Source organism: Bartonella sp. AA89HNZF (assembly GCF_042196905.1).
Lineage (GTDB): Bacteria > Pseudomonadota > Alphaproteobacteria > Rhizobiales > Rhizobiaceae > Bartonella.
Map to the genome: position 1 here is coordinate 15292 of NZ_JBHIRD010000017.1, position 19276 is coordinate 34567.

General features: G+C 36.4%; 11 protein-coding genes and 1 tRNA gene. 6 read left to right on the forward strand and 6 right to left on the reverse strand.

The window, feature by feature from the left end; translation table 11 throughout:
• Window positions 1–19: 19 nt before the first annotated feature.
• Window positions 20–110, reverse strand: a tRNA-Ser gene (locus ACFIN0_RS07580).
• Window positions 111–424: 314 nt separating this feature from the next.
• On the opposite strand from ACFIN0_RS07580, the gene ACFIN0_RS07585 reads away from it, so the two are divergent.
• The gene (locus ACFIN0_RS07585; RefSeq protein ID WP_375702240.1) at window positions 425–1621 is read left to right on the forward strand and encodes a porin; all 1197 of its coding nucleotides are present in this window, start codon (window positions 425–427) and stop codon (window positions 1619–1621) included.
• Window positions 1622–2868: 1247 nt separating this feature from the next.
• On the opposite strand, the gene ACFIN0_RS07590 is transcribed toward ACFIN0_RS07585, so the two are convergent.
• The 4 genes from ACFIN0_RS07590 to ACFIN0_RS07605 all read right to left on the reverse strand — a co-directional run bounded on the left by ACFIN0_RS07590 (window position 2869) and on the right by ACFIN0_RS07605 (window position 8877).
• Window positions 2869–3675, reverse strand: a complete 807-nt coding sequence (locus ACFIN0_RS07590) for an N-acetylmuramoyl-L-alanine amidase (RefSeq protein WP_375702241.1) — start codon at window positions 3673–3675, stop codon at window positions 2869–2871.
• Between the two features lie 839 nt (window positions 3676–4514).
• Window positions 4515–6689 (reverse strand): isocitrate/isopropylmalate family dehydrogenase, encoded by a 2175-nt coding sequence (locus ACFIN0_RS07595; RefSeq protein ID WP_375702242.1) that lies wholly within the window; start codon window positions 6687–6689, stop codon window positions 4515–4517.
• Entirely contained in the window at window positions 6686–7417 is a 732-nt protein-coding gene (locus tag ACFIN0_RS07600; protein ID WP_375702243.1) for an alpha/beta fold hydrolase, read from the reverse strand. Before ACFIN0_RS07600 ends, ACFIN0_RS07595 begins: the two co-directional genes overlap by 4 nt.
• A 263-nt stretch (window positions 7418–7680) precedes the next feature.
• Window positions 7681–8877: a multidrug effflux MFS transporter gene (locus ACFIN0_RS07605; RefSeq protein WP_375702244.1), complete on the reverse strand. Its 1197-nt coding sequence runs from the start codon at window positions 8875–8877 to the stop codon at window positions 7681–7683.
• A gap of 822 nt (window positions 8878–9699) precedes the next feature.
• Here ACFIN0_RS07605 and ACFIN0_RS07610 point away from each other — a divergent pair.
• The 4 genes from ACFIN0_RS07610 (at window position 9700) to ACFIN0_RS07625 (ending at window position 15293) form a co-directional block, all read left to right on the forward strand.
• On the forward strand, window positions 9700–10383 hold the full coding sequence (locus ACFIN0_RS07610) for a phage tail assembly protein (RefSeq protein WP_375702245.1): 684 nt from the start codon (window positions 9700–9702) through the stop codon (window positions 10381–10383).
• A gap of 624 nt (window positions 10384–11007) precedes the next feature.
• Window positions 11008–12096 (forward strand): DUF3792 domain-containing protein, encoded by a 1089-nt coding sequence (locus ACFIN0_RS07615; protein WP_375702246.1) that lies wholly within the window; start codon window positions 11008–11010, stop codon window positions 12094–12096.
• A gap of 1072 nt (window positions 12097–13168) precedes the next feature.
• Entirely contained in the window at window positions 13169–13321 is a 153-nt protein-coding gene (locus ACFIN0_RS07620; RefSeq protein WP_375702247.1) for a hypothetical protein, read from the forward strand.
• Between the two features lie 607 nt (window positions 13322–13928).
• Window positions 13929–15293, forward strand: coding sequence for an MFS transporter (locus ACFIN0_RS07625; protein ID WP_375702248.1), 1365 nt, complete (start codon window positions 13929–13931; stop codon window positions 15291–15293).
• A 212-nt stretch (window positions 15294–15505) separates the two neighbouring features.
• Here ACFIN0_RS07625 and ACFIN0_RS07630 read toward each other — a convergent pair whose 3' ends face one another.
• Window positions 15506–15739, reverse strand: a complete 234-nt coding sequence (locus tag ACFIN0_RS07630) for a hypothetical protein (RefSeq protein ID WP_375702249.1) — start codon at window positions 15737–15739, stop codon at window positions 15506–15508.
• A gap of 943 nt (window positions 15740–16682) precedes the next feature.
• Between ACFIN0_RS07630 and ACFIN0_RS07635 the strand changes: the two genes are divergently transcribed.
• A complete protein-coding gene (locus tag ACFIN0_RS07635; RefSeq protein ID WP_375702250.1) occupies window positions 16683–17615 on the forward strand; it encodes an abortive infection family protein in 933 nt (310 codons plus the stop codon).
• The last annotated feature ends 1661 nt before the right edge of the window (window positions 17616–19276 follow it).

Below are 19276 nucleotides of genomic sequence, written 5' to 3' on the forward strand. Positions count from 1 at the left end.
CTGCTTTTATAACAATAGATGGCGGAGAGGAAGAGATTCGAACTCTCGAGAGCCTTTTGAGCCCTACTCCCTTAGCAGGGGAGCGCCTTCGACCACTCGGCCACCTCTCCGACAGAGAGGCATAAATGGTATCAACAGAAAGTTCAAGACTTTTTCGATTTTTTTCCCAAATATCTGAAAATTTTTCTCCTATTGATCCCATAAGGAGCAAAAGTTAATAAAACAAAAATTGTGTCTTTTTTACCACAGCATCTCGAATAGTACATGTATATATTACAAAAAGGTAATTTCATATTTGAAACTCTAAAAAGATTAGTTATAGCTAAGATAACAAGTGCTGCGTATTTACTTATGTCTTTGTCCTTAATGCGTTAGGAAAATGGTACTCTTTAGAAGAAATTTAACCGGACCTCGGAGATCCTATATGAATATTAAATCCCTTTTTTTAAGCTCTACAACAGCTTTTTTAGCTGTTTCTGGAGCTCATGCTGCTTCAACAGTTATCCCCGAACCCGAACCTGTAGAATATATTCGCGTTTGTGATGCCTACGGAAAAGGATATTTTTATATCCCTGGAACAGAAACCTGCATGCGTTTATCAGGAAATGTTCGTACTGATTTTATAGGCGGTGATAATATCGATGCAACAACCGAAACTGAACTAAGAGACAAAAGAAAAACCTATGGCGCTGCATCACGGCTCACCCTTGTTTTTCAAGCAGCTTCGGAAACAGAAATGGGAACACTTCGTTCATATGCAAGAATTTATTCAAACTGGGGGGATGGTAGAGACAACGCTGCTGCAAAGCTTGCAGCGGCTTACATTGAACTGGGTGGTTTTCGCGTAGGTCTTGATGACACAATTTTCAACAGCTGGACTGGTGATTATGGAAATGTTCTCAACGATGACAGCATAGCGCCTGCCGGCACAACACGCACCAATTTTATTTCCTACACCTTTAGTGGTGACTCCGGCTTTTCTGCTATTATCGGCGCTGAATTAGGCAATAATGCAGATTCTCTTCCAGGAATAACAGGATACTACATTGATAAAGATGATAAGCTTGTTTCTATCACTGAGGGTACTCTTCCAAGTAAAGCAATTAAAAATTACACCCCGAATGTGGTTTTGGGTATAAAGTTCATGCAAAAATGGGGTGGTTTTTCAGCAGTTGCAGCATATGATGCTTACTACAAAAAGTGGGCTGGAAAAGTACGTGCAGATTTCAATGTCAACGATCGTTTCAATCTATGGGTAATGGCTGGCTATAAAAATGGCCTTGATTACTACACAGTAAATGAAAATGATGAGTTATCACGAAAAAGCACAACAATTTATGCAAACTGGGGTGGTAAATGGGCTGCTTGGGCGGGTGCCACTTACAAGCTTACTCCAAAAGCAAATTTGAATGCTCAAGTTTCTTATAGTGCTGTAAAAACCTTTGCAACTTCTGTAAATATTGCATACACGCTGGTTCCAGGATTTGTGATTACACCTGAATTAACCTATGTTTCTTGGAACGATGATCGCATTGTAACGGATAAAAATAATGATGAAAAACATTTATTCAACAAGAAAAATGCTTTTCAAGGTATGATCCGTTTACAGCGTTCATTCTAATCCTATTTAAGCTACAGCTTTTAAAAACTGGCAACATGGTTTGCCAGTTTTTATTTTTGAAATCAAATATCATGAATATCTTTTCCTGATACGTATTGTCTTGTCTCTCGAAAAAAAACCGCCTTAGTTTCATAAAACTACTCTTAGAAAATTAACCTGATATGCTTGATAAGAACACCTCACACGGGCGTTTACACATCACTTCAAACACAATCTCTTCCTTGCCCTTTAAAGCATGAATAACCCCTTTGCTTTATGACTAAATTGGTCTTTCTTGGTAATTTACTTCTAACCTTTGTTAATTTAGGTCATGATCTTCTCAAATAAATTCTACACTGAACAGATAAAATATTGAAAAAACAAGACATCATTGTGTTTTTGATATGCCTGAATATGTCTTCTATCAACACTCTAAAACACAACGTTTTATAACACTGCTTCATTAAAAAACTTAATCATTAAGAAACATGCTGTCAAAACGATGCAAACATCCCCTAAAGCAATAAAAGAGAAAAGAGATATATCTTCAAAAAAATGAATTGACCTCTTCCCCTTCTAAAGAATAGCCCCCTATCAGTAGCAATCTGTAAATGCCCCTATTTTTCTTGAATCTGCATCACTTTGATTTATAATCATAATTTATAATTTTGCATGTTTCAATCAACCAAAACCTTTCACTTGTACACGACAAGCGGAGAGAGCCGTGTGAATAAAAACGAGTAAAGAAAACCCTTTTATGTATCGTTTTCAGTTCCAAGGGTTGTCGTAACATTGAGATCTAACAAAGTGTACGATAATGCTAGGCACTTTTATTAAGCATAAAAATGAGGATACACTTCATAGAGGATTTTAGATTATATTCTCTATGAACGTCGCTGTAAAATATGTGTTGTAATACACACTAAAAGACATTTCTTTAAAACAAGCATGTAAATATACAATACAAGTCCATTTTATTTGAAGCGTTATCCTGCATAAGGCACATGTCATCATATACGCAACATCTTGGCTTTATGCGTTTTTAAAGGAAGAAAAATATAAGACAAAGAAACAATAAAATTTAATCTCTGCAAATCATAGAGCTTTCAGAGTTATGTTTCCATAAAACGCCTTATACCCTACAGGGGATTTTTTACACGATTAATGCCCTTTTTACATAAAGCCAATTGGCAAAAAGCAGCCTTTCCTGATAATAAAAAGGCTTACACGTAATCATAAGCCATATTTTCAATTAAAACACATTGAATTCACGGAAAATACTTATCAACCAATGCATAAAGAATTGCTGCTGTTTCAACATCTAGAATCCCATCATAATTTTCTTGACGAAAATGAAGTTGAAATGCTCGGATCAAATCTTTGTATCCTGTTTGGGTACACGCAGCAGAAATGTCATATCCATAACATTTTAGCTTCGCCAAAACATCTTCTTTGGGTGGCAAATTCTTAGAGAATTGCTCTTGATAATGACTTTTTAGTTCATCATCATACCATGCTCCTATACCTGCCCTATAAAGCTCTTTCCATGGAAAAGCTGCTCCTGGATCACTTTTTCTTCCAATGGCAATGTCACTATGTCCCACAACATCAGTTGGCATAATATCGGGATACCGTTGCAGAATATTCAAGGCAAGTTCCTTAACTGCATCAATTTGTATTGGGTTATAAGGAGGAAATATATCCCTCTCATCATGATAAGTCGTACAATCAACTGCCTCTTCTGAAGACTCAGAATAATCAGTCGCTAAATTAACGATTTCAATCCCGATAGATGCATCATTGAGATGACTATGCCCAGCCCATGAACTCACACCCGCGTGCCATGCACGCTCATTTTCATCAACCAGATTAAAAATACGCATATCCTTAAAGCCTGCCTCACGATATGTCTGCTCTGAAGGATCAGGAACAAGATAGTGTGCACTAACCTTTTCTCCTGTAAGTGCCATAATCGAGGCTTTAAAATCAAGAGCTGTATAATGCATGACGAGAAAACGAACGCGACGATTAAAACTCTTGACAGAACGATAACTATTGTAATCAATCCGATACATAAAAGCCCTTTCTTTTTTGCTTAAAAAGACCACTGCACATCACAACAGATAGGATACTAACTGTTAAAATCCGCTGAACTTCCTATCTAGATACTAAGAATTACGACTGAAATTTGTTCATCAAAAACATTGACACTCTTATCAACAATTAAAACCACATTTTTATTTTTCTCCCACACACGCATAAAATGTTTTTAACCACATTAAATATTTTCCCCAAAAAAATTCCTACAAATTACCAATCAAAAAGAAAACAAAAGCGTAAAATGATCACTCCTTAAATCTTCACGTCTTACAGAAAAAATAGTTCTTCCTGTTATCAAATTGAAAAATATCGCCCCTCGGAAGTGAACACCCAACGATCATGCAATCACACAAAAACTTAAAGGAAAAATTTTATGAGCTCTTTACAGCAATTTATTATCAGATAACAGAACGGCACATGTTCGCAATAAACTCTTCACGGACATATTGTTCAATAAAATTTGCAAAGCTTTCCTGTAAATGACACGACTTCTTGTCTTTTCACACCATCGCTTTTTGATTTTCAGAAGAATCTCAATTATCTACAACGCTTGCGGCACACGAAGTCTCTGGATTCCTTGTCATCAGCTCCATGAAAGATAACATCTTGATTTATAATCATAATTAATCATTATAAATATTGAGTGTAGCGAGATATAGTAAAGTTCTTAATCTTGAATCAATCAAAGTCATTTAATGACACATCAAAAGAAAAATTACCCTATAGACAAAAACCACTGAAGAAAAGGATCAAAATACTTCCTATAATAGAACGTTTAATAATTTAAGCAATATTGTTACATCCCCATAGAGTTTCATTTTTTCTTCTCCATTTTCAAATATCTTTTTAAAATCAACCAAGCGGCATATTCTTGTAAGACGACACCTAAAAGTGGTCGTGTATAGGGAAAAGTTACCCGATCATCACCATAACCTTTCATCCGTATAGTTATGGTAGCATGTCCAAGACTTTCTGCTTGATTTTCTAATGTCTCCAAAGAAGGCTCTAGGCTCACTTCAACCTCAAGCAGTGGAATATCTTGTTTACCTTTTTCTATGGGCTGAAAATATTTTAAAAGCAGCGGATCATTGCCCAACCAATGAACCTCTGCATGCATCGCTAATTGTTTACAAGCAGTAGTAACTTCTGCCCCAACCAAATAGGGGTGAAAATGATTTTCAAATTCTTCCACGAAATGTTGTTCCAAGAGCGCTTCTGATTGAGCAACCAGTTGCACCAAAACATAGGGGCTTTTCCATAAAAAATGCCGTTCAAATGGTTCATTTTCAAGATGATCATCAACCCACTGCGCAATAGTACTTTCATCAATTCCAATCAAAGTCCATGCATACTCTGCACGCGATACAGAAGAATATTTCTTCTCATTGTGTTCTAAATAATTCTCTAAAAGCGCAAGAGCCTGTGATGGTGGACCAGGCAAAACAACAAGCGTACTTCCATCGCAAGAGAGATAAAACCCTGGTGCTGTGCCTGTAGGATTATCAAGCACAGTTGCTGTCTCAGGAAACAATGCTTGACGTGCATTACTCTTATCCGCCGTAATCCCTAATCGTTGTAATTGACCTTTTATTGTTTGCCAAACATCTTCATGATGTAGTAAAGGCTGCTTTACAGCTTGAGCAACTCCATCGCGTGTTTTATCATCTGATGTTGGTCCCAATCCCCCACTGATAATGATAAGATCTTCTTGTCCAAGACAAGAAACAACAGTCTCACTGATTTGCTGTAATTGATCAGCACAAACAAAATGACGTGTGACTTGAATATTTCTCTTGTTCAAGCTTTGGCTTAAATCTTGTAAATTCGTATTCAAATATTGTCCTGAAAGGAGTTCATCACCAACGGTAATGATCGCCGCACGACAAACAAAGATAGGATTCACAAGAGAATTGCGAACAGCTTCAGCCATTTGACGGGTAGAGGCGACACCTCCAAGATCATAGGTAACGGTTTTTCCAGCACGAATAACCTGATCAACACTCTCAGACAGTTGTTTTGCTGCATCTTTAAAGCCTAAATGCTCTAAGAGTAAAGCCGTGGTATAAAGCATCGCAGAAGGATTGGCTTTATTTTGTCCAACAATACGTGGTGCGCTTCCATGAACAGGTTCAAAATAAGCAATCTCGCTCCCCACATTCGCATGAGGTGCAAGCCCCAATCCCCCCATTATCCCAGAGCCAAGATCAGAGAGAATATTGCCAAACATGTTTTCAGCAACAATCACACCAAACCGCTCTGGCTTGGTTGCAATCCACAAAGCAACCGCATCAACATTATGAATATCTGCTTCAATTTCCGGATAGTTTTGCGCAATCTTCTCAAAAATTTCCTGAGCAAACTGTCCACTTTCTCGCATAACATTGGGCTTATCAGCAAAAGTAACTCGCCTAAAGCTATATTTCCTTGCATAAGAAAAAGCGTATTCAAATAACCGCTCTAAACCAAAGCGTGTCTGCAAACGGACTGTCCACGCAGCTTCCTCAAGCCCATATTTTGTCAAATTTGGATGTTTTAGCCAAACGGCTGTTTCAGGAGAAATACCCCGAAAATCCAATCCAGCATAAAGGCCTTCACTATTTTCTCTGATAACACAAAAATGAAAAGGTTTTCTCGGACCAAAGATGTATCTTACAGGACGTATATTCGCAAACAAACCTAACTTTTGGCGAAGTTGAAGTATGGGAGAAACATAGGCAAGTTTTTTCTCTCGTAAATGCGGCTCAAGTTCTTTTAAAGCCGCTTCTTTTCCTTTACTGGTCACAGCACCAAGTAAAATAGCATCACTCTGAGTAATTTTTTTCCAAGTCGCTTGAGGGATAGGATCTCCTTCCCGTTTCCAACATTCAACACCAATATCACCATAAGTCAATTCAATCGGCAATTGGAATTGCTCTAAAACCATCAGCGCAGCATCACAAACCTCTGGTCCTATCCCATCACCAGGTAATACAAGAACTTTCTTTTTCATAGTCCCTCCATCCACTCATCAATGACTGCATCCGTCATAGTAGGATTATCCTCCCACAAACGCGTACCAGCACTAGAGATAATCTTATATTCATGATTCAGATTATGACTTTGTGTCTGATTATCTACCGTTGCAAGTTGCGATTTTTCTCCCACTAAAGCTAAAAACTTCCCCTTATACTTAACTATTTCATCTCTAGCATCTATTTCTAATAAGAGTTTAAAGCCTCTTGTCATGCGTTCAATTGCCACGCTTTTTTGTTCATCAGGAATCTCCAATAAGGCTCTTTTTTTCATAATGCCAGAAGGATGCATAAAACCATTGAGTATTTCCAAAGCCCCCGATAAATCATTATTTTCTAAGGAAGCAAGAATATCTCCAAGGCGCCGTTGCAAAACCTTATCTGGATAGCCAGGTGCATTCACAGCAAGCACAGCTTGAACATTGGGAAGCTGGGCTGCCAATATTTGTACCAATGTTCCAGCCATAGAAAATCCCACAAGCACTGCGGGCTCTTTAAAATAGCTTTTAAGTTTTTCTGCCATAAAAGATAAAGTGTCTACAGCAGAATAATTGAGAACATGAGAACTCTTAGGAAAAAGAGAAAGCGTATCCAGCAGAGTGACAGGGAATCCTTTTGATAAGCATAGCTTTGTCAATGGAGAACAAAAAATACCACCATCCCAAATTGGCATTACAGGAGAAAGAATAATAATAGGAAGGCTCATTGATCAATTCCTCCCCTTATTTTTAAACATGCATTAGAGCCAGAACTCTTCCCACCCAATATAATGAAAATATGTTGAAACTCTAGGCTCATATTCTCCCCCCCCATAATAATCGATTTGTTAAACTCAAACTAAGCTTGTAACAAATTTTAAACCCACTCAATCCAGCAACTTAATAAAAAAAATTCATCTAATGTACAGGTGCTCCATTTGTGTAAAACATCAAAAGCATTTCCGCATAATGCTTTCTTTTTATCATTTACTCAGCTTATTTCTGAAGTCATAAAATGACGCGCTTTTTGAATATAAATGATAAAACCAATGAGGCAACACCCTGCTAACAAAGTTGCCATAGCCCGTGGGCTATGACCAGAGATTTTTCCGATAACGGCTGCACTGAGTGCCGCACTTCCTAATTGCAAAGATCCCATAACACCAGAAGCCGCTCCCGCAGCTTTCGGATGCGATGAAATAGCCAACGCTGTTCCTAACGGCAATAAAAAACCATTGCCAAAAGTAAGAACAGCAATAGCCATAAAACTTGTCACAAGGGGCCATGGGCTTAGATACATTTGCAAAGCAAACAGCACACCACCTATCACGAAAATAATGTACCCTCTCCCCACAGTTTTTTCCATAGACTCGCGTTCAAAAAACCATCGCGCCAAAAGATTTCCCAAAATATAGGGAAACGAGACACCAATATAGCTATAACTAATGTGTATCGGCGATAACCCCAAAGTCGTGAGTAAAAAAGGCGACTCCACAATATAAGCAAAATAGGCAGCGTAAGAAAAACACGGAATAAGTGCATAAAAAATAAATTGTTTATTTCTGAAAACGCCTAAATATGCCTTCATCAATCCTACAGGAGAAAAATGCTGCCGTTTTTGAGGGGGTAGAGTTTCGCTTAGCACAAAACAACATAGCAACATGGTCAAAAATATAAAAAAGCTTAAAAAGATAAAAGTTGCCTGCCAATGAAAAGCTTGTATCAAAAGTCCACCAATGAAAGGTGCAAGTGCTGGCGACATTCCAATAAAAGGGAAAACAATCAAATAAAGTTTTCCAGCCGCTTTTTTATCCAACAAATCATTGATAATTGCACGACTTAAGACAAGTCCCGCACAAGCACCAAGACCTTGCAAAAAACGTAACACAAGAAAAGCGTGAATATGAACCGTATAAATCACACCAAGTGTCGTAAATAACCACAAGAATAAGCCCAATAGAAGTGTTTTTTTACGCCCAAAATTATCACTCAGCGGCCCATAAATGAGCTGTCCAAGTGCCAATGCCAACAAAAAAACCGCCACTGCACTTTGAATTTGAGATTGTGTCACTTGATAATATTGACGCATATCGCCCAGTGCCGGTAAAAAAATATCGGTAGAAATCAGCCCTCCTGTTGATAAACATACGATAAGTATAATGAATGGTAATGTATATTTATGTTTCATCAGGAAAGTCACATTTCTTAAATTTAAAAATATTTAAATTTTACGTTTATAGCAAAATAGTAATTTACATTTATAAGATATAAATCTATTTTAACTTTATCCACAGGATAATAAAATAATAAATTTTCTTTATTCTTTTACTTTATTCAAGAATAATTCATCTTATTGATACATAAATCCAGTGTATGAGATCCGCACGCACACACTTAACACATAAATAAACACTTAGTACTTCACTTTATAATTAATTTTAAAGCATAACAAATCGCAATTTTAAAACTATACGCAAAAGAAGCTAAAAGATCAAAACTCCCCTTTAGAGATATATTTCCCAATCCGAAATAGCGCATTTTGTTGTATTCATGTTGCCCTATCTTCATCAGCTTTTTTTCATTGATATCATCAACAAAAACGCTCCCAAACACTATCCCTCTCCATGATAACAACATCACTTTCCCGACAACATCTTTTATCAGAAGTGGTTTACAACGCTCAAAGAAAAAAGAAGCCACAAACTCCCTTTCCTCAAAACTCCCCACGCAAATATTATTGTAACAATACAGCAATATAATAATGGCTCATGGAGAAGTCTTTATCAACACAAATAATTGAGCAAAAAACCTTAATCCATTTCAATTACATCATAAAGCAAATTGTGCTTCTATCTCGCTCTAAAATCTAAATTCATCTTGTCCTTTTTGTTAGATTTTCATTCTACATAACCATCACAAAGTTTATTGCCTAAGCTATTGACAAACATGATATAATGAAAATTTGATAAATCATTCTGCATCTAATTTAGAAAGCAAGGAGAAGCTATCAATGAATATAACAGAACTAGCCATGTACCAATTACTTGTACCTATTAAAGTGGAAGGAAAGACATACACAGAAATCACCTTACGCCGCCCGAAACTTAAAGACTTAAAAGCAATACAGAGGAAAGAAGGCGACGAGCAATCAATCGAAATAATCGCACGTCTTTCAGGGTGGTCCTATAATGCCATCAGTAAACTTGGTGTTCGGGATTTTTTAAACATTAAAGAGATTTACGGGCCTTTAATAAAAGAATTACTAAAAGAGTTTAATAAAGTAAATGCAGCCATAAAAAGTATAATGGATGAATGTATTTTAATCGACAGTAAACCCGAAAAACGCACAAGTAACCTTCACACAAATACATTTGAAACAGAATCCATAACAACTGCAAATGCAAAAGTGAAAACCTGTAGCACCTATGAACCGATTACAGTTCATAATCCCTACGTCATAAAGGGAGAACACATGACCTTTACAAAATGCAGTTTCTCAGTACAAGATGGTCCATTAAACCAAATTTATCTCTCAAATCAAAGTGCTCTTACATCGCATAAAAAAACTACGTGCGAAACTAAAAAACAACCTTTGGAGAAAATCTCGAAACTTTTGGACATTGTTTCAAAACTTTTTAACTTTCCTCTCTGGTTTTGGGAGTTTTTACTCAAAGAACTTAGAAAATTTTTCTAGTATTGTTTTGATATAGAGCAATAAGAGAAGGAAAAACAGCTTAGAACACTAATGTTTCTTCCTTCTCTTTTATCTCTCATAGCTTTTTGAATTGAATACTTTTGATATTTATTTTGAATAATTGAAGCATTCTTTTAATTATAAGTACAATATAAAAAACTAAAATTTTAGAAGACGCGCTGTTTTTACAAAAAAATGAATAATAAAATAAAGACTCCAGAATTTTACTTTTTACCTTCAAACATAATCAATGATGGAAAAGCGTTTACAAAGTTTTCCTCAAGCAGTATCTGGGACATTACTTGAAAGAAAAGCATTAAGAGAGCTTACTTTTAAGCTAAGGGGGAAAGATTAAACTTCACAACGACATTCAATCTTTTAAACATTGCAGTACAGAACGGGAAAAGAGAGCATACCCCCATAGACCGTTTACCCCCCATCAACTAAAATTCTCGATAAACTGGTATTATCAGTTCTAGACTGGAGTCATGTAAGAAGAATTTTAAGTAATGATCACCGTCTTGTTTTCGATGTTTTCTGTCCTTTTTGGCGCATATCTATTCACTTTTGGAACATAATTTGCAAAAAGGCATTGTATCTCCAGCATATTCAAGGAGATAAAACATGGAAACTCGCATTCCTGAAGACACACCATTCGATACCAATTTTCTAGGAGAAACATCTCTAGAAGAAAAATATTCACTCTTTCACACACCCATTTCATGGTCCGCAATCTTTGCGGGACTGGTGACGGCTCTTGCCACCTCAATCTGCCTCTCTTTTCTGTTTGCAGCTTTAGGCTTAAGCCAAATGGATTTCACTTCTTCAACCCCATTTGAAGGCTCTTTCCTCTCCTTTGGCGTGGGTTCTGTTATCGTTACACTGATTAGCCTAGCCTTGGGAGGCTTTGTCGCTGGACGTTTTGCTGAAACCTCAGGGATTCTTCATGGCTTTCTCACTTGGGCTCTCATAACATTGCTGATGACCCTCCAAGCCATCCACGTGGTTTCTAGTACAGCAAAGATAGGAGCTAAAACGGCTCTAGAAAACAGCTCCATAGTCCAACAAACCGTTGACAGCCTAAAAAACAATATTTCCCCTATACTTGCAAACTTAAACAGCGAAAGTCTTGAACAGTTTTTTGCAAAAAATAGTGACAATGATATCAATTTTGACCAGCTTGGGAGTGAATTGCGCACCCTTCTCAATAAAAGCGACATTCCTGCTCTCAACCCTGATCGCTTAAAACAAACCTATCAAGCTGCACTCAATGATATTGGTTCTGCGATAACAGCTTTTAAAAATGATCCGTCTCACTATCGCACCACTTTAAAAAATCTTGGTGAACGCCTGTCTGATCGTGTAGAAGATCTCACGACAAAATTTGATCGAAGTGATATCATCAAGGCCCTTATGACCGATGGCATGTCCCGTTCGGATGCACAAACAGCAGCCAACCATGCTGTTCAACTCTATCAAAGCGCAGAGGAAAAAACTGAAAAAGCCATAAAAGCCCTTGAAGAACGGGCTGAAAAACTCTCAGACAATCTTGAGGATACGATCAAGGAAGCAAAAAACACTGCGACTAAAGCCACAAAAACAGCCTCCAATATGGGGTGGTGGGGCTTTTTAGGAAGTCTGGTAGGCGCCATTATTTCCAGTGTTTTTGGCTATTATGGTTATAGAAGCCGTAAAGACACTTTCATGCTTTAAAACGTCTACCTTTAAAGCAAATACATAAAAAGCTGCACTATGCGTGCAGCTTTTTTGCAAAATTTTCTTGATTTTTCATGCTTTTCAACACAACAAGAATTTTCGAAATCTACGTGAATCTTTTATAATCGTGAGAGACAAGATTCAAAATAAAAGATTTTTTTCAATAATTCTATTTTTTTATGTTTTTCCTTTAAAAAACTTCTTAAATGAAGTGTTGACTCCATCGATTATATATATGCCGTTACAGCATAACAAATATGCGGCTATTGCTCTATTTTTTCCATTCAAGCCAAACAAATTTCGCAGAAAAATATTCCTCTACGATCAACAACTTTTCTCAATATGGAAACCATTTTACATCTCATGTAAGAGGGAGCATTATGCGGTTAACATTTCATCCACACACAATATGAGAGAATAAGTTGAATTCTCTGATACAAAGGGAATACTAACCTACCCAATTATCTATTCTCAACAAAGCAACACTCTCACCACTTCAATACCAGTATTTTAGTTTGAGGATATGAATACATATTTACATTCTAGATTAAATGTATCAAATAAATAATGAACATAAAATCTATCAATAAACAATGGCTTAACTTTACATGCTTCAAACAAAGGACAAAATTCTATAATCATGCGTTATTAATTCTTTTGTAAATATTTTTATCAGATATCAAAAATCGTACCATTGCTTTCAATACAAGAAACCGACATAAAAAATTTCATATTGAATTACCAAAATAGTCTTTTACAAATTGCGATATTATAGCAAAAACTTCATTGGCTAATTATATGAAAAAATAAAATAGAAAATGCATTTTAATAAATATAAAGCAAATCGTTTTATAAAAGAATATGTAAAAAACCATAAATCACCTTATGATCATGTATTTGTGATTCAGATATTGAGTTCAGTTTTGCACAATCGTTTGAAAAAAAACGATGAGATTAAAGTTTATGCGCAACTGCCTAAATGGTTTAAATTGATACACCTCTTGGATCATATACTCCCAATTAGGCTGTATTATTCGAGCAAGATGGGCAAGAAAAACTGTATTTTGTTGTGGAAAGCAAAGGAAGTATTTTCGAAGACATCTTGCGCGATCTGGAAAAAGCAAAACTCTATTGCGGTCATGAACATTTCAAAGCTTTAGAAGAAAATACCCAATATATTGTTTCTGATAATTATGAAACTTTTATCAATCAAGCAATTTAAAAAGATACCATAACAACTTGAAAAAATGTTTGGGTTATGGAAACAACCCTCCCTTGTTGTTTATAAAATGCAACTTTTTCCTACTCTATAATTTTCAAACTCTTCCTTATAACCGATTTTAATTTTTATTAAACAATCAAGAGATTGTCGAACATTTTTCAGAAAGGGCAGCATATTTAATAAAAGAAAATTATAAACTATTGAAAATACATTTGACACCCAAATAATCATTTAATCATAAAAAATGATATATAAACAAACATTGGATTTTTAAGTCAATAATTTGATTTATAAAGATTTTAACATTTTCCATGTTAAATAATAAATGCAAATGGAGCAGGTATGCACGTCTAGGTTCTGCTTTTGCTCTCATACAGATTGAATTGACAGCGAATAGACTCCTCGATAAACTCATTGACATCAGCTTAACTGATGGCTTAATTCTAGAGAAAAAGGCGGGTTATACACAAGGGGACCATCAGCACTTCCAATCACATTCATTCCAATATCAAAATTGCAGATATCACAAATGCGTGTTCATTCTTAGAGCTCTGTAATTTATGACGCAGGCCCCATATCTAAAATAATATCTGTAGGGAGCATGATCATGCAAAAGGTAGATTCCTATACCAAATCAGAAAAATATGTCATATATACCGTCATTATTTCCAGCATACTTCCTCTACTAGACGGGAGCATTGTCAATGTCATCCTTCCTGACCTTGCGCGTTATTTTTCCGTGGAAGGAAATAATATACAATGGGTTGTCACGTCCTATTTTCTAGCCACCGTTCCAGGACTGCTGATGTCCGCTTTTGTGCAAGGAAGAATAGGTATAAAAAGAACTTGGCTCCTTGCAAGCTTCATTTTTATGCTTGGCTCACTGGGGGTAGGATTAAGCTATAATTTTCCAACCATTATATCTGCCCGTATTATTCAAGGGTTCGGGACAGGCCTTTTGCTGCCCCTTAGCCAAACCATTATTGCGTTACAATTTGGGCAGACACGAGTGCGCCAAGCCATGGGCACCATAGCCGTACCAACGGTTTTTGCTCCTGCCTTTGGACCGCTTGTAGGAGCTTCATTTGCTCAGTATGTGTCTTGGCGTTTGTTATTTTTTATCAATATTCCGCTTATTTTATTGGCACTCACCCTTGGAGCAAAACATTTAAAGAGCAACGAAACAACAAAAACAAAATTTAACTTATTTGCATTTTTAGCATTTTCTATATCGCTTCTCTCGTTTTTTTACCTCACAGAAGCCAGAAATATAAATAACCACAACGCCCTCTTTATCCTAGCACTTATAGCAGTGATATCTCTCATATTATTCATTGTTTCTAATCAGAAAGCAAAAAACAAATTAATCGTCTTTAGCGGATTTAAAAATGCGCGCTATACATTGCTCATGATCATGGGGCTTGTTGCTTCATTTCTTTTTTATAGTTTCCTCGTTTATTTCCCACTAGCCATTGCCATGGAACAAGCCCATGAAAATAGCCTTCTCATCATCGGTGCAGTCCTAGCTCTGCAAGGAGTGGGTGCATGGATTGGAAGGAAATTTATTTACCAAAAGTGGAAAGAAAAATCTCCCTTTTTCATGATAGGAATTGGTTTGGTGATATCAAGCTTTGGGTTATTATGCTTCGGCTATAATATAAGCATGGATGGACTTGGATTCTTGCTAAGAGGCGTAGGGCTTGGCATCGCCACCATTGTATGTTTGTCTGCTCCCATCCAATATGTCAACAGTTTATACGTCAAAGATACAGCCGTTATCACACGCATATTACAGCAAATAGGTGGAGCCTTAGGGGGTGTATTTGCTGGCTTTCTGCTACATTCGTTAACAGAGCAACACCTTTCCTTAAGTCAAACATATCTCATATTCTTCCTCTTCTCTATCGCTACATTTTTACTGTTTTGCCTAGCCCTCTTCTTATCGCCTCAAGAGAAAAATTCCGATTTATGATATGCTTTTGTATGAACGCCCTATCCATAACATTTGCAACGGTGTATAAAATTATACAGCCTTTACCACTGTTAAGGAATACCAATGCGCTAGAACCTTTGCCCCAGCCTTCATCATTCTATAAAAGAGCGTTAAACCGACAAGCTCCTTAAACTCTAAAATCGGACACCACTGATAACAGACAGCGTTTGTAATTTTATGAGCCCTTTGTTCTATGAGACACCTCTAAAAACCCATTGAAATATGGGATTTTCTAAATGGTATCTTTGGAGGTGTCCACAGAGGACAACATGATTTTCAATCCAAGATCCCATAAACGCACTAACAAACGCCCCTACAACACCAGTATAGAACACGCCGCCCAGCCCCCAATGCTGATCACTTTTCACGACACATCGCGGTGTGGAAAATCGCACCGCACTTTCAAACCAAGTTATTTCATTCACCCTATATCACACTTCTTTGATCACTATGGTTTGGTAATTGCAACGAGATTAAGTGAATAAAGCAACAAAAACAGCTGGTAAAACAGCATCTTCTCTCTATTTTGTTGTTAACTGTTATAACAAATCTCCCCCGCTTTAAGAACAAAGGCTTTCCTCTTTGAGGGAGAAGTTTTTAAAACATTGAAAATCGTAATACACAATGACATACGGGAAACCATCTTTAAAAAAATTGTTTTTTTGATTTTTACAGTGTGCTTTTAGATTTCCCTACCTTTAAATTTTTCTTGTAAGTTTTACGGCAAAAGAAGCTTTTCAGAGCTTTTTTACGCCTAATTTCATTGCTTAAAGCTCCCTTACAGAGACGATAATTGTTTATATTTCTTCTTTAGCAAGTATGCAAGATTAACAGCGGATATCATAAAATAGCATTTTTAGTGAAAGCAATAAACTTGACGAGATAAACGAGATTGCTAAACTTCTCTCTTGTCCCACTTGAGCTCTTTACTGGTTATGCGAATAAAGCGCCCCATCTGCTCTTTTTGACAAGCAAAGAACACACGCAACATTTTTTTCTAACATACTATTGTTGAAATTCTTGTCACAAAACCTTCCGTTCAGGGATTATGCGCATTGCCTGCTTCCTTCTCTCCAATAAACAATCTGCCAATAAAGAATGCTATTGCAGTTACGATAATACAAAATTATACTTCTGTTCTCATTCTATATTTTTCGAATTATCACACATTATTCACCCCCCCTTCACTGCTGCACTGCTATAACAGTGAAAGGAGAAAAAAATTAAAACACAATATGGCATTTCCCTTTCAAAAATCTTATATAAGCCACAAAATTGTTGCGCGACTTTCTATGCAAGGTCAAGCCAATAAAATCATACTCTAAAAACCACTCCACACACCACTTTTTGATATTATAAAGCCATAAAATGCAATTATCATCCCCGCAAAAAATATCTCAAAAAAACAAAATTCCTCCTGCAATCATTGGACTACTTCCTCCAATGTTTGCGTACCATTATACGCATAACGAGTTAGATGAATTGTTTATTGCATCATTTGCTCCTTCTGAAATTCCAGAAGGTACAAAAATCCAAAAAGTTAAAGTGTGGCTACGTGTAATCAATTCTCAATGCGAAGAACCACTTGAAGTCCTTGGTAACCTGCTTAGTGATTTTATGGAAAAAGAATATTATGATCCAGACCCTACCGGATTGAATTCATCGTTATACAAAAAAACTCTACAGTTAAAAGAAGACCAACGTAAAGTTTTAGAAACGTTAAAGAAAGATAGATTAGAATATCAGCGTGGAGGATATATTATCAAGAAGGAGCTGACCTCCACACAAGAATTGCAAAAAGCTGGTCTCCTCTCTACAGAAGAGCTACAAAAACGTATTACAGAGAAAGGACTTTCAGCAGTAGAAATCGAAATAAAAAGGGCATTAGAAAATATAGAAAAAGATCCAAAGGAGGCGGTTCTATTTGCAGCAAATCTATTGGAAGCTTCTTGCAAAGCTTATCTCGACCACCATTCTATCTCATATGAAGAAAACGCCCGTAATACGCTGCCCGTTTTATGGAAACAAGTCGTTAAGAAAGCTAAGATCCATCCCGAAGATATGAAGAAAGAAAACTTAAAAAATCAAGATCTAGATGAAAATGACTTAAAAATGATCGCATCCGGTCTGTATCAAATTGTAGATGGTACTATGAGTTTAAGAAACAAGAAAAGTGCAGCGCACGGCCGCTCAGAAAAGGATTTTAAACTAATCAATCTCAAACCTCACCATGCGCATTTAACTTTTAATGCCGCCCATTCTCTCTCAATGTATATCTTAGAGCTCATGGATCAGCCATAATTAAAAAACTTTAGAAAAAACATATCACAACTACCAGCATTTTCTCATGCCATTTTTAATGCCTAAAAAGCATTAAAGGGGGGCTGCTGCTACCCTACAAAACCAAATATTTCTATAGCATGACAACATGAGTAGTCACAGCACCCTATGGTTCTCCTCTTCCCCACTTTTCTAGGCTCCGCTTCTAAAGTCAGTGGGAAATTTCTGTAAATGCAAAAGGCACCCTTAAAGACAGCGAATGAGGGTGGTGCGAAAGTATTGCCTTGATTATTTTTTTAAGAACAAACTAGCTGGTGTACTATTTTTGGAAAGCTCTCGTGAAGAAATATTATGATAGAGAAGCTAGTCATTATGATAAAATACAGTTCTGACTCTGTAAAGAGAGAAAATCTGAGTTTAGATTTAATCCCTGAAAAGCCTTTATGCGTGTAAATTAGATACCTATACGTTCTTCTCCTACCCTACATAATTTTATAATAAGATAGTTCGTATAAAAAATAGCACTATTCTTACTACTATAGCCAAGATTGATGGTGACATTAATGATCTTTATGATGACATTCAAGTCAATTCAAGTTCTAAAAATGATGAATTAATTGTCTCTGTTTTTTATTCTGAAGATGCACCATTACTTGAGCACGCCACAGGTGATGTTGTTCATATTGCATATGATCAATCATGCGATTGTGGCTATCATGGCCATACCTTACACCTGAAAGGAAGAACAGCAATTTTTTATAATATTTATAGAAACTTCAATTTCTGTACACGATTTTACAAATGTCTTAAATCTTCAAGGTTGCACTCTTTCGGCTACAGATATTCAACTCATTATAGTCAATCAATTTGAGAACGGTGTTGGCGTTTTATTGTTTATTGATTCACGTTACGATATTGAAAGAAATTCCCTTTTCTCATCGCTCTCATCCTCTTATCTGATAAAAGACATTATCAATAAATCACAATTTTTCCATGTTTGCTTTATGCAGAAATCTCAATTTATTCGCTCCTCAAGCTCTGAAAAAATAAAATCCTTTTTTCAAACGTCTGAATATCCTATAGAGCTTGATGGTGATTTAGTATAAATTAAATAAGATAAGATTATAAACTTCATCGATAAGTTCTTCATTATCACTGGAACCTTATACGTTTTTTTCCTTGCTCTTAGAGCAATAAGCTCTTTCCATAAAAGATTTTGCATAAGCTAACACACGACCTTTAAAGTAATTTTCACAAAAGTGTATTTAAGGTAGGGTAAGAAATCATCTGATTTGTACCTCATTGTACTGAGGCTAGAGATACTAGCTTTGGAACGGTGTGGAATAAAAAGCACATGAGATACAAGAACGCCCTTATTTTTTCTAGTAGACATATAATTTTGTGCTCTGAAGATTATCCAATCTTCTCTTTAAGACTTAAGAGCCCCCTCCCCTCGGTATAGCCTTCTCTATAGCTTATAAAACCTAATATTCCTATAACGGGATAAAATTTAGTGATCACGTACTCTATGGCCTTCCCCTTGCCACTGCCAGTTTCCGTTCAAACATCAAGACCAATGGCTGCAAAAGCAAAAAGCTTCCCCTTTTTTTCTCACGGCATACTTTCTCCCTCATTACGCTGGTTTCTAAAAAAGATCGCAAAAATCATTAATTCTTTAAAGA